Raw genomic sequence first — 12589 nt, forward strand, 5'->3', positions numbered from 1 at the left:
TAAGTAGGAATTACATATGGATTGGCTCGGTCTCCCGCCGCTCGCATCCCTCCGGGCCTTTGCGGCCTTTGCGGAAAAGCGCAATGTCGTCGATGCCGGGGCGGCGCTGAATGTCAGTCATGCTGCCATCAGCCAGCAATTGCGGGCGCTGGAAAAGCACCTGGGTGTCGCTCTGCTGGACCGTTCGGGTAAGGCACTGACCCTTACCGCTGACGGAGAGCATCTGGCCCGCGCCCTGCATTTGGGCTTTGGCGCGATCGCGGCGGCGGTGGGTGATCTTGCACGGTCCGGGCAGGACCGTCCGGTGCATGTCTCGCTGACCTCATCTTTTGCGGCGTCGTGGCTGATGCCACGCCTGCCAAGCTTTCGCGCGACGCACCCCGAGGTCAATTTGATCCTTGATCCCACCTTCGAAGTCGTCGAACTGCGCCCGGGCGGGGTGGACGTGGCGATCCGCTATGGTGCGGGGGGCTGGCCCGGTGTCGATTGCGAGATGCTGCTTCAGACGCCGATGGTCATTGTCGTGTCGCCCAAGCTGCTGGGCGACAAGACCGATTGGTCGCCAGCGGACCTGGCGCTACTGCCGTGGCTGGAAGAGATCGGCACGACCGAAGCGACGACATGGTTGACCGAACGCGGCGTCGGCCCCGAACGCGGTGCCGGGCGCACACAGTTGCCGGGTAATCTGCTGCTGGACGGGTTGCGCTCGGGGCAGGGGGTTACGGTCACCGTGCGACAATTCGTCGAGGCCGATATCAAGTCGGGTCGCATTGTCGAGCTGTTTGCCGAGCCCGATCTGCGCGGATATCATATTGTGACGCAAAAATCGGCACTTAGGCCCTCGGTGAAGACCTTTATTGCCTGGTTGAAGAGGCAGGCTCGAAGCACACAGTAACAACTTTGCGAAAAGGTGTCTGTACGATGCGCGTTTTGACCCATGTCAAAGTCTCTCGCCCCGTGATCTGGAAGAACACACACTCAGAAAAGCCAGTTGCGGAGCCAGCCTGTGAGCGATTCCAACCCCACCCCGAGTCTCTACGCCGCCAGAGAACCGATTTTCCCAAGAAGGGTGTCCGGTCCGTTCCGTAACCTCAAGTGGATCATCATGGCGGTGACATTGGGTATCTACTACATCACGCCGTGGATCAGATGGGACCGCGGCCCCAGCCTGCCGGATCAGGCGGTGTTGCTGGATCTGGCAAACCGCCGCTTTTATTTCTTCTGGATCGAAATCTGGCCGCATGAATTCTATTTCGTCGCCGGTCTGCTGATCATGGCCGGGTTGGGGCTGTTCCTGTTCACCTCGGCATTGGGGCGCGTCTGGTGCGGCTATGCCTGCCCGCAGACCGTGTGGACGGACCTTTATATTCTGGTCGAGCGTTGGATCGAGGGTGATCGCAATGCGCGCCTGCGTCTGCATCACCAGAAGAAACTGGACGCGCGCAAGATACGCCTGCGACTGACGAAATGGGTGGTCTGGTTTCTGATCGGTCTGGCCACCGGCGGGGCCTGGGTGTTCTATTTCGCCGATGCGCCAACACTGGCGCGCGATCTGGTGACCGGCAACGCGCATCCGGTGGCTTACACCACCATGTTGATCCTGACGGCGACCACTTTCTTCTTTGGTGGCTTCGCCCGCGAACAGATCTGCATCTACGCTTGCCCGTGGCCTCGGATTCAGGCGGCGATGATGGACGAGGACACCCTTGTCGTTGGCTACCGCGAATGGCGGGGCGAGCCGCGCGGCAAGGGCAAGCGGACTGCCGACAGTGAGCTTGGCGATTGCATCGATTGCATGGCCTGCGTGAATGTCTGCCCTGTTGGGATCGATATCCGCGACGGTCAGCAGTTGGAGTGCATCACCTGCGCGCTTTGCATTGATGCCTGCGACGACATGATGGCCAAGATCGGCAAGCCGCGTGGCCTGATCGACTATATGGCGCTGAGCGATGAGACCCGTGAACGCGAGGGCCATCCGCCCAAGAACATCTGGAAACACATCCTGCGCCCGCGCACCATCATGTATACCTCACTGTGGTCGCTGGTGGGCTTTGCGCTGCTGTTCGCGTTGTTCATCCGTTCGGATATCGATCTGACGGTGGCTCCGGTCCGGAACCCGACTTTCGTGACCCTCTCGGACGGGACCATCCGCAACACCTATGACGTGCGCCTACGCAACAAACATGGTGAAGAGCGGCCCTTCAAGCTGACGCTGGCGGGTGATCCAGCGCTGCAGGTCGAGATCGAAGGCATCGAAGGTGATACTGTCAATGTCACCGCGGATACGGCACAATTGACTCGCGTCTATATCACCGCAGCGCAGGGCACCGGTCCAGCGGCGGCAGACAGCACCTCGGTCCGCATCTGGGTGGAAGACCTTGAAAGCGGTGAGCGGGCCTACAAAGACACCACGTTCAACGGACGAGGAAACTGAAAATGGCAGAGCGTAAATTTACTGGAAAACATGCGCTTGCGGTGTTTGTCGCCGCCTTTGGCGTGATCATCACGGTGAACCTTGTGCTGGCCTACAGCGCGGTGAAGACCTTTCCGGGGCTTGAGGTCAAGAACTCTTATGTGGCCAGTCAGGAGTTCAACGAACGCCTGCAGGAACACCAGGCACTGGGCTGGGATATCAAGGCCGAGGTCACGGGCGGCCTGCTGGTCCTGCACATCACCGATCAGACCGGCACCCCCGTCGAGGTGGCTGAACTGCAGGCGGTTGTTGGGCGGGCGACCCATGTCAAAGACGATTTCTCGCCGGATTTCACCTTTGACGGTCTGGCCTATGCTGCCCCCGCGGCTTTGGGCAAGGGAAACTGGAATATCCGTCTGGTCGCCAAGGCCAAGGACGGGGCCGAGTTTGCGCAGCGCGTGCCGCTGTATGTGAAAGGCTAAGCCATGACGGCGCAGGCCCCCACCGGCACCGCCGCATGTCCGGGTTGCCTCGCAGCCCCGGCTGAACCGGCCCGCGCCGCGCCCAAAGACGCGCAGATCGCGCTGTCGCTACCGGGCATCCACTGCTCGGCCTGTATCGCCGCAGTCGAGCGGGAACTGAACGCTCATCCCGGTGTTGCGGATGCACGGGTCAACCTGACCCTCAAGCGTGCAATGGTCAAAGCCGATCCGGATATCCGCGCCGTCGATCTGATTCCGGTGCTGGAACAGGCAGGCTACGAGGCGCATGAGCTTGATCCCGGCGCGCTTTCGGCGACGCAATCGGATAAGGCGGGTCGCGATCTGCTGATGCGGTTGGCCGTGGCCGGGTTCGCGTCGATGAACGTGATGTTGCTGTCGGTTTCTGTCTGGTCCGGGGCGACGGACGCAACGCGCGATATGTTCCACTGGATTTCGGCGGCGATCGCACTGCCCGCGATTGCCTTCTCGGCGCAGCCCTTCTTTGCCAATGCCTGGAGCGCCTTGCGCGTACGCCGTCTGAACATGGATGTGCCGATTGTGTTGGCGATCCTGCTGGCGCTGGTTACATCGCTGTGGGAAACCGCCCTCAGCGGCAAGCACGCCTATTTCGACGCCGCCCTGACGCTGACCTTCTTCCTGCTGGCCGGGCGGTATCTGGACTATCGCACCCGCGCGGTGGCCCGATCCGCAGCCGAAGAGCTGACCGCGTTGGAGGTGCCTCGCGCCACCCGTCTTGTCGACGGCGTGGAAGAAGAGATCGCGGTGTCGTCTCTGACCGTCGGTGACCTGATCCTCGTCCGCCCCGGTGGCCGGATGCCAGTGGACGGGGAGATCGTTTCCGGACAATCCGAACTCGACCGATCCTTGCTGACGGGCGAGACCCTGCCTGTCTTCGCGCAAGAAGGGTTGAGCGTCAGCGCGGGTGAGGTCAACCTGACCGGCCCCCTGACCATCCGCGCGACCGCGGTTGGCGAAGATACCTCGCTACACCGGATGGCCGATCTGGTGGCCATCGCTGAATCGGGTCGGTCCCGCTATACCTCGCTGGCCGACAAGGCGGCCAAGCTGTACGCACCGGGGGTTCATATTCTCTCGGCGCTCAGTTTTCTGGGCTGGTACATCTATTCCGGCGACATCCGCACCGCGCTGAACATTGCGGCGGCGGTGCTGATCATCACCTGCCCCTGCGCGCTGGGCCTCGCGGTGCCCGCTGTCACCACCGCAGCCTCGGGGCGGTTGTTCCGCAGCGGTATGCTGATCAAACACGCCACCGCGTTGGAGCGTCTGGCCGAGGTCGATACCGTCGTCTTCGACAAAACCGGCACGCTGACATCCGGGACGCCCGAGCTGACCAATCTGGGCGACCATTCCCGTGCTGATCTTGAGGTTGCTTTGGCGCTGGCCGAGGCCTCGTCGCATCCCTTGTCGGTAGCGCTTGCGAAAGCCGCGCGCGCGGCTGGGATCAAGCCTGCCACCTTGCGCGATGTGACCGAAGTACCGGGCTATGGCACTGAGGGCCTCTATCGTGATCAGCGTGTCCGGCTGGGTCGTGCGGCCTGGGCTGGTGGCGAGGATGGTGCGCAGACCTGTGCCTGGCTGGCCATCGGTTCGCAAAAGCCCTTGCGCTTCGCCTTTACCGACAGCCTGCGGGCTGGTGCGGCCGAGGCCGTCGCCGCGTTCCGCAACGCTGGCAAAGAGGTCATCCTGATCTCGGGTGACACTGAAGGCGCGGTTCGCGCCTTGGCGGGCAAGCTGGGCATCAAAAACTGGATCGCTCAGGCTTTGCCCCAAGACAAAGCTACCAAAGTGCAGGCGCTGACCGACCAGGGTCATCGTGTGCTGATGGTGGGCGACGGGCTGAATGACACGGCGGCGCTGGCGGCGGCGCATGTGTCGATCTCTCCGGCTTCGGCGCTGGATGCGGCACGTGTGGCGTCGGATATCGTGTTGCTGGGCAACGACCTGTCTCCGATCGCGGATGCCTGCGATACGGCTATCAAAGCCACCAAGCGGATTCGCGAGAACTTCCGCATCGCCACCATCTATAACGTGATCGCCGTACCTTTGGCCGTGGCGGGTCTCGCGACCCCGCTGATCGCCGCGCTGGCCATGTCGACCTCGTCGATCACCGTGTCCCTGAACGCTTTGCGATTGAGGTAAGCTGATGGAAGTTCTGGCCTATCTCATTCCGATTTCACTGCTTTTGGGCGGTGTGGGATTGGTGGCATTCATCTACACGGTCCGATCAAACCAGTATGACGACCCCGAAGGCGACTCGCGCCGCATCCTGAGCGATGAATGGGACGACAAGCCCAAGCCCTGACCGCCCTTGAAATTGCCGCAATGCCCGGTTATGTCCGGCGCAACCGCTAGCAGAGAGATACGCCTCATGGCCATGACAAACCCGATCCAGTTCATTCAGCAGGTCCGCGCCGAAGTTGCAAAGGTCGTCTGGCCGACCCGGCGTGAGGTTCTGTTGACCACGGTCATGGTGTTTATCATGGCGGCGCTGACGGCTGTGTTCTTTGCTCTGGTCGATCTGGGCATTCGAGGCGGCTTGCAACTGATTCTGGGCGCGTTCGGCTAAGGCGGCTTGGGGCTGCGGAAACGCCACTGCCCCCTTGCACAGCCTGTCATGTCAGAGTAGGTGACGTAACTATTCGGAATGGGCGTGCGGCGAATCGGGCTGCGCGCCGCTTTTTATTCCGGGTGACGCAATTGGATTTCAACGAGGGGCGCGAGGGTTCGCGGCCCAAAGGCAAACAAGGACGACAGGTTCATGGCGAAACGGTGGTACTCGGTCAGCGTTCTTTCGAATTTCGAAAAGAAGATCGCAGAGCAGATCCGCACGTCGGTGGCTGAGCAGGGCCTTGAGGACGATATCGACGAAGTTCTGGTGCCCACCGAAGAGGTGATCGAAGTGCGCCGGGGCAAGAAGGTCACCACCGAACGTCGGTTCATGCCCGGTTATGTGCTGGTGCACATGGAGATGTCGGATCAGGGCTATCACCTTGTGAACTCGATCAACCGTGTCACCGGTTTTCTGGGCCCGCAAGGGCGCCCGATGCCGATGCGTGACGCCGAGGTGAACCAGATCCTGAACCGCGTTCAGGAAGGTGAAGAAGCACCCAAGCTGATGATCACTTTCGAAGTCGGCGAGAAGGTCAAGGTCAACGACGGCCCGTTCGAGGATTTCGACGGCATGGTCGAAGGCGTGGACGACGAAGCGCAGAAGCTGAAGGTCTCGGTTTCGATCTTTGGTCGCGAAACACCGGTCGAGCTGGACTTTACGCAGGTTACCAAGCAGAGCTGATCACCCGCTACGTGCATGCACAGTTAGACCTGAGATCGGTTTTCTGCGTTGGTCCTTTCAGCGGGCAGGCTTTCGCTCCACTTGCGGAGTTCATCGAGAAAACCAAGCGCCGTACGTCCGAAGTCGGTCATCTCGTAGTCCACAGACAGGGGGCTCGTATCCAGCACGTTGCGGCGAACCAAGCCTTGTTGCTCAAGCTGTCGCAGCCGCTCTGTGATCATTTTCTTGCTGGCGCCACTGATCATTCTGGACAGGTTGTTAAAGCGCACCGGGCCATCCTTGAGATGCCAAAGGATTGATCCTGTCCATTTACCTCCGATGATGCGCATACCCTGTTCGATTGCGCAGGGTGCATGGCATGCGTCTTTTACCGTTTTACGGCCATGTCGATCTTCGTGAATATGCGCGTCCATGGGTGCCCCTTTCCCTCAACCAGGTTACAAAAAGTATACTGGTTGATTTTTGATATTTAGTGCGCAGCATTTGTTGGGTCCACTGGACTAACGATCTCTATTGGAGAACCTAGATGTCGCAACCCGCAGTTCACCTCTACACCGCAGCTACCATGAACGGATACAAACCAGTCATTTTTCTGGAAGAGGCTGGTATTCCCTACGATCTGACCGCCATCGACTTTTCAAAACAGGAACAGAAAACGCCTGAATACCTATCGTTGAACCCAAACGGGAAAATCCCGACAATTGTTGACCGCGACCAGGACCGCGCAATTTTCGAGAGCGGTGCGATCCTTTGGCATTTGGCCGAGAAATATGGGAAATTTCTTCCTGATGATCCGGAAAAGCGCTTGGACGTGATGCAATGGATGTTTTTTCAGGTTGGTCACGTTGGACCAATGATGGGGCAGGCCATGTACTTTCAACACATCGCAGCGCCGAACGGTCATACAGAGCCGTTTTCGATCAAGCGCTATGTTGATGAGTCGCGACGGCTGCTTGAAGTTCTCAACACACGATTGGACGGCCGCCAATGGCTTGCCGCGGATGAGTATACGATCGCAGATATGATGACATATCCCTGGGCGCGTGCCTATGTGTGGGCACGGGCAAGCGTTGAAGGCCTTCCGCATCTGCAGGCTTGGTTCGATCGCATTGATGCGCGCCCGGCGGTTCAAAGAGCCCTGACCATCCCGAAAAGCAACCCGCAGTTCTGGGACGAAAACGCAGATGCCAGTGCGTTTTCGAAAGAGAACGCCGCGCGATTTGCGAGCGATGTAAAGAAGTAGAAATAAGGCATCCCTTGGTCGGATCGTGCGCGGCTTTGGGCATTTGCCAGTTTTGCATCGCCTGAAAAGACTGCATCCATAGTGGTCGCCGGTGAAAGCGCGTCGACCACTTGCCAACCCCGCCGTTCCCCTGTAAACGCCGCCTCTATCGTCTTCGGGCGAGATTCTCTCGTGGGAGATTGCAGGGATCGCGATCCCGGATCGGACCACGCAACATAAACCGGGTGGGACGCGTCCTGCCTACGTTGAAAGGAAAACCAAATGGCTAAGAAGCTTGCTGGTACAATGAAACTGCAGGTTCCTGCAGGTCAGGCGAACCCGTCGCCGCCCGTTGGTCCGGCGCTGGGTCAGCGCGGCATCAATATCATGGAATTCTGCAAGGCGTTCAACGCCAAGACCGCAGACATGGAGCAAGGCGCGCCTTGCCCGACCGTGATCACCTACTATCAGGACAAGTCCTTCACCATGGACATCAAGACGCCGCCCGCGTCTTATTACCTGAAAAAAGCCGCTGGTCTGAAGCCGGTTGGTAAGCGGAACCGTCCTCGTGGCGCGGAAAACCCCGGTCGTGAGACCGTGGCCACCGTGACCACCAAGCAGGTTCGTGAAATCGCCGAAGCCAAAATGAAAGATCTGAATGCCAACGACGTCGAAGGCGCAATGCAGATCATCCTGGGCTCGGCCCGCTCTATGGGCATCGAGGTGAAGTAAGATGGCAAAACTCGGTAAACGTACCCGCGCTGCGCGCGAAGCTGTCGCCGGCAAGGAAAACCTGTCGGTTGAAGAAGCGGTTGCCCTGGTAAAAGGCAACGCGACCTCGAAATTCGACGAGACCATTGAAATCGCGATGAACCTGGGCGTCGACACCCGTCACGCAGACCAGATGGTTCGTGGCGTAGTCGGCCTGCCCAACGGCACCGGCAAAGCGATGCGCGTTGCTGTTTTTGCACGCGGCCCCAAGGCCGACGAAGCCAAAGAAGCCGGCGCGGATATCGTTGGCGCAGAAGACCTGATGGAAACCATTCAGGGCGGCACCATCGAATTCGATCGCTGCATCGCCACCCCGGACATGATGCCCATCGTTGGCCGTCTGGGTAAAGTTCTGGGCCCCCGCAATCTGATGCCGAACCCCAAGGTCGGCACCGTGACCATGGATGTGAAAGCAGCCGTGGAAGCAGCCAAGGGTGGTGAAGTTCAGTTCAAGGCGGAAAAAGGTGGCGTTGTGCATGCCGGTGTTGGCAAAGCGTCTTTTGACGAAGCCAAGCTGGTCGAAAACGTCCGTGCTTTTGTCTCGGCCGTTGCCAAGGCCAAGCCGTCTGGCGCCAAAGGTACCTACATGAAGAAAATCGCGCTGAGCTCGACTATGGGCCCGGGCGTGACTGTCGATGTGGCAGAGGCAGCGGGCGAATAAAGCCCGCTGACTTTGTAGCAGTTCAGACCCGGGCAGCGCAGGCTGCCCGGGTTTCTTTTTTGGCAGCCGCTGTGGCAGCGGGCAAAAAAGTGATCGCCAAGTGGGATTGATCGTTTTTGTGATTTCGTCGATACCGGAAGGGGAGTGACCAGGGGTGATGCTCGGATGGCGCTTGTTTGTTTGTTCGCAGTATACGGGTCACTATGGTTTTACGAAGTTTCTTTGCTCAGGACAGCGAAAGTCTTGAGGTTATCTCAAGCGACAATGGGGCGATTGTCGGCGGTCCGATTGTCAATAACTCCGATACTCCGGATGGCACGATCTTCGAGTATTCTGCGGGAAGCGGAACCACCATCACGTTGGACGACACATTTGATGTGGACGTCTTCAACGATGACCTGCCGGGCAGTCACACCATTACGGACGGGGGCGGTCTTGTTGCCGATGGTCAGGGGGTTGAATCTGAATCCCTTATAGTTGTGCGGGCGCTGGATGCTGACGGCAATCCGACTGGCCCCGAGATCACGATCTACGTGTTTTCGCAGGGCGGCGTGTTTTCCGATGTCTGGGGTTATGGCACATCCGAGCCTTTGGTTGACGGCACGCAGTATATCAAGGTCAGTGGGTCGAATGCCGGCGCTTCGGCTTATACCGATTATATTCCATGTTTTGCCGCGGGGACTCTGATCAAGACCGCCGCGGGCGATCTGCCGGTCGAAGATATCCGCGCGGGCCAAAGGGTCTGGACCCGGGATGGGGGCCTGCAACCAGTGCTTTGGGCAGGTCATACCGAGGTTCGAGGGGCCGGTGCTTTTGCACCTGTTTTCATTGCCCCCGATGTGATCGGCAACAGCACGCAGCTTGTGCTGTCGCAGCAGCACCGGGTTCTGGTCGAGGCTTCTGCCGCAGAGATGCTGTTTGGCACGGCCGAAGTGTTGGTGGCGGCCAAGCATCTGTGTGGGTTGCCGGGGGTGGAAATCCGTGAGGTGGACAGTGTCTGCTATACTCATTTCATGTTCGACCGCCATCATCTGGTACGCTCGAACGGCGCGCTGACCGAAAGCTTCTTTCTGGCAAGCAATTCGGTGGGTGCGCTGAACATGCGGCAACGCGCCGAGATTATGGCGCTGTTCCCTGAACTGGACAGTGCCGGGGCCGGGTTCGGCCCTACCGTCGCGCCGACGTTGGGTGCGCGCGATGCGTCGGTCTTGTGCGGCTATATCTGAGCGCGCCTCAGATCAACGTATCGGTCAAGGTCAGTTTCAGCCGCAACCGCAGGCGGTCTGCGCGATGGCGTTCATAGTCGCTGTAGTCGCGGTCTTGCTGGCACAACAGCAACCAGTCACGCATCAGCCGACCGCGCAGGCAAAAGTCCAGGATGTCGATGTTTATCGGATGGCGATAGAGGCGAAAGAACATCGCTTTGTTGCGACGCAAGATGCCGCTGCGGTCCAAATCTTCGGCATCTCCGGGGCGAAATACATCGGCTTTCAGGAAATCGACGATATCGTAGACCGCCAGCTTGTCCCGCGCTTCGGTGAAATCCAGCCCGATGGCTGTGCCCTGACCCAGGATCAGGTTCAGGCCGTGGAAATCTCCGTGCGAGAACACGCGTGTGTCTTCGCGCCCGCGCAGATGCACCGCGTCCGCGCGCATGATGTTCATCATCCGTTGATAATCATTGCGGACATGCGACTTGATGGTGTCCGAGGAATTGCGGATGCGCTCCATCATCCATTGTGGCCAGAACGCGTAAGGCTGCGCCGGTTGCACGCTGTGCAGGTCATGCAGCCACGCCCCCGCCCGGCGATAAACCTGCGCAACCCTGTTGTCGTCGGGCTCGTTATAGATCACGTCCAGTGCTGTGGTACGGTCGACGAACTCGGTGACAAAGAACTGACCCGATGGCGAAAGATAGGTGGGGGTTACGACCCGTGACGTTGCAGTTTTTGCAAAATGCGCGCTCAGGTCGGTCAGAACGCTGTATTCGTGCTGCAAGCGACCGGTTTCGGGCGAGTCCAGATCGATCTTGAGCGCGAAATCGCGATTGTCGGTGGTTAGGCGCAGAACCAGCCGCTTGCCCGGAAAGTCGTGCGAGCGCTTGACGCCGACAATAGAGGTGACTGGCCCCGAGCGGGTGGCCTGCGCAAATTCTTCGCTATATTGCGTGGCCCGCTGCGTTTCGTCAGGTGTGAGGGTCAGCATGCCGGGGTGGGATTGCAGCGTTGTTCGTCATACATTGGTGTGACGGGACACCACAGGCGCAGGCATGTCAATCCCGCTCGCTGCGCGATATCCTGCGAAGCCTTTGAAAAGGACAATTTACCCCTTGGAAACCCCGCGCGTCTGCCCTAAAGAGACTTGCGGAGTAAAGCGTGCGATTCGTCGTGCGCTTTATTTCGTTTCGTCCAAGACGGTGGGTGGTGCCATATGGCCCCTTAATTCCCTGCCTGAGACGGGTAAGACCAAAGAATTCTGAGGGTCCCACCCTCGGGCGCATTTTGGCCAATCCCGTAACAACGGACCTGAACGCCGGAGCGAAAGCTGCGGCAAATATGAGCCGGGGTGAGATATCGCCCCTAACTTGGAGAGAACTGTGGATAGAGCCCAGAAAGAGAAAGTGGTCGAGGAACTCGGCCAAATCTTCGAAAGCTCTGGCGTCGTAGTGGTTGCTCACTACGCCGGTCTGACAGTTGCCGAGATGCAGGACCTTCGCGCACGTGCACGTGACGCGGGCGGTTCCGTGCGTGTTGCCAAGAACAGGCTCGCCAAAATCGCCCTTGAGGGTAAGCCGTGTGAAAGCATGGCCGACCTGCTGACAGGGATGACCGTTCTGACCTATTCCGAGGACCCCGTGGCAGCAGCCAAGGTGGCCGAGGACTTCGCCAAGGAAAACAAGAAGTTCGAAATCCTTGGCGGTGCAATGGGCGAGAACGCTCTGGACCGCAAAGGCGTCGAAACAGTTTCGAAAATGCCGTCTCGCGAGGAGCTTATTGCTTCGATCGTGGGCTGCATTGGCGCACCTGCTTCGAACATCGCCGGCGCGATTGGCGCACCTGCAAGCAACATCGCAAGCATCCTTTCCACCATCGAAGAGAAGGCGGAAGCTGCGTAAGCGGTTGGCACTGAATGATCTGCGTAGGGGATTGCCCCTGACGTTGGAACACACACTGTAAACGGAAAGAGCTGATAAAATGGCTGATCTGAAAGCACTCGCAGAAAGCATCGTGGGTCTGACCCTGCTGGAAGCACAAGAACTGAAAACCATCCTCAAAGACGAATACGGCATCGAGCCCGCAGCTGGCGGCGCCGTAATGGTTGCAGCCGGTGGCGACGCCGGTGGCGCAGCTGAGGAAGAAAAAACCGAATTCGACGTCGTTCTGAAGAACGCCGGCGCTTCGAAAATCAACGTGATCAAAGAAGTTCGCGGCATCACCGGTCTGGGCCTGAAAGAAGCCAAGGAACTGGTCGAAGCTGGCGGCAAGATCAAAGAAGGCGTGTCGAAAGACGAAGCCGAAGAAGTCAAAGGCAAGCTGGAAGCAGCTGGCGCCGAAGTCGAGCTGGCCTAAGCCAACCGACAGGTGCATCGCTGATGCGCCGCAAAATTTGGCTGGGTCCGGAGAAATCCGGGTCCAGCCGAACCTGTCTTAGAAAGGGCCTCATTCGCAGGGGCGTTTTCTAAGACACGGTTTTCGGATCGGGAGGC

At 59.1% G+C, this 12589-nt stretch carries 15 protein-coding genes; 13 read left to right on the forward strand and 2 right to left on the reverse strand.

What is annotated here, in order from left to right:
• The first annotated feature begins 16 nt into the window (after positions 1-16).
• The 7 genes from ACR0KM_RS10045 to nusG all read left to right on the forward strand — a co-directional run bounded on the left by ACR0KM_RS10045 (position 17) and on the right by nusG (position 6229).
• Positions 17-895: a LysR family transcriptional regulator gene (locus ACR0KM_RS10045; protein ID WP_480861434.1), complete on the forward strand. Its 879-nt coding sequence runs from the start codon at positions 17-19 to the stop codon at positions 893-895.
• Between the two features lie 111 nt (positions 896-1006).
• Positions 1007-2434 carry a cytochrome c oxidase accessory protein CcoG gene (gene ccoG, locus ACR0KM_RS10050; protein WP_480825467.1) on the forward strand — a complete coding sequence of 476 codons (1428 nt, stop codon included), beginning with the start codon at positions 1007-1009 and terminating at the stop codon, positions 2432-2434.
• Positions 2435-2436: 2 nt separating this feature from the next.
• Positions 2437-2895 (forward strand): FixH family protein, encoded by a 459-nt coding sequence (locus ACR0KM_RS10055; RefSeq protein WP_480825465.1) that lies wholly within the window; start codon positions 2437-2439, stop codon positions 2893-2895.
• A 3-nt stretch (positions 2896-2898) separates the two neighbouring features.
• Complete coding sequence (locus tag ACR0KM_RS10060) at positions 2899-5076, forward strand: heavy metal translocating P-type ATPase (RefSeq protein WP_480861435.1); 2178 nt, start codon at positions 2899-2901, stop codon at positions 5074-5076.
• A 4-nt stretch (positions 5077-5080) separates the two neighbouring features.
• Positions 5081-5239, forward strand: a complete 159-nt coding sequence (gene ccoS, locus ACR0KM_RS10065; protein ID WP_424831576.1) for a cbb3-type cytochrome oxidase assembly protein CcoS — start codon at positions 5081-5083, stop codon at positions 5237-5239.
• A gap of 66 nt (positions 5240-5305) precedes the next feature.
• Positions 5306-5503 carry a preprotein translocase subunit SecE gene (gene secE, locus ACR0KM_RS10070; protein ID WP_480825460.1) on the forward strand — a complete coding sequence of 66 codons (198 nt, stop codon included), beginning with the start codon at positions 5306-5308 and terminating at the stop codon, positions 5501-5503.
• A gap of 192 nt (positions 5504-5695) precedes the next feature.
• Positions 5696-6229, forward strand: coding sequence for a transcription termination/antitermination protein NusG (gene nusG, locus ACR0KM_RS10075; protein ID WP_010440977.1), 534 nt, complete (start codon positions 5696-5698; stop codon positions 6227-6229).
• 23 nt (positions 6230-6252) lie between these two features.
• Here nusG and ACR0KM_RS10080 read toward each other — a convergent pair whose 3' ends face one another.
• Positions 6253-6642: a winged helix-turn-helix transcriptional regulator gene (locus ACR0KM_RS10080; RefSeq protein ID WP_480861436.1), complete on the reverse strand. Its 390-nt coding sequence runs from the start codon at positions 6640-6642 to the stop codon at positions 6253-6255.
• Positions 6643-6755: 113 nt separating this feature from the next.
• On the opposite strand from ACR0KM_RS10080, the gene ACR0KM_RS10085 reads away from it, so the two are divergent.
• The 4 genes from ACR0KM_RS10085 to ACR0KM_RS10100 all read left to right on the forward strand — a co-directional run bounded on the left by ACR0KM_RS10085 (position 6756) and on the right by ACR0KM_RS10100 (position 10109).
• Complete coding sequence (locus ACR0KM_RS10085; protein ID WP_480861437.1) at positions 6756-7472, forward strand: glutathione S-transferase family protein; 717 nt, start codon at positions 6756-6758, stop codon at positions 7470-7472.
• A gap of 261 nt (positions 7473-7733) precedes the next feature.
• Entirely contained in the window at positions 7734-8183 is a 450-nt protein-coding gene (gene rplK / locus ACR0KM_RS10090) for a 50S ribosomal protein L11 (protein ID WP_113791694.1), read from the forward strand.
• A gap of 1 nt (position 8184) precedes the next feature.
• Positions 8185-8883 (forward strand): 50S ribosomal protein L1, encoded by a 699-nt coding sequence (rplA, locus tag ACR0KM_RS10095; RefSeq protein WP_480825456.1) that lies wholly within the window; start codon positions 8185-8187, stop codon positions 8881-8883.
• 203 nt (positions 8884-9086) lie between these two features.
• Complete coding sequence (locus tag ACR0KM_RS10100) at positions 9087-10109, forward strand: Hint domain-containing protein (RefSeq protein WP_480861438.1); 1023 nt, start codon at positions 9087-9089, stop codon at positions 10107-10109.
• Positions 10110-10116: 7 nt separating this feature from the next.
• Here the strand turns inward: ACR0KM_RS10100 and ACR0KM_RS10105 are convergent, their stop codons facing one another.
• Positions 10117-11088, reverse strand: a complete 972-nt coding sequence (locus ACR0KM_RS10105; protein ID WP_480861439.1) for an aminoglycoside phosphotransferase family protein — start codon at positions 11086-11088, stop codon at positions 10117-10119.
• Positions 11089-11479: 391 nt separating this feature from the next.
• Here ACR0KM_RS10105 and rplJ point away from each other — a divergent pair, with 391 nt between their 5' ends.
• Positions 11480-11998, forward strand: coding sequence for a 50S ribosomal protein L10 (gene rplJ / locus ACR0KM_RS10110; RefSeq protein WP_170714638.1), 519 nt, complete (start codon positions 11480-11482; stop codon positions 11996-11998).
• A gap of 79 nt (positions 11999-12077) precedes the next feature.
• The gene (gene rplL / locus ACR0KM_RS10115; protein ID WP_010441182.1) at positions 12078-12452 is read left to right on the forward strand and encodes a 50S ribosomal protein L7/L12; all 375 of its coding nucleotides are present in this window, start codon (positions 12078-12080) and stop codon (positions 12450-12452) included.
• The last annotated feature ends 137 nt before the right edge of the window (positions 12453-12589 follow it).

This window comes from Ruegeria sp. G10 (genome assembly GCF_056533645.1).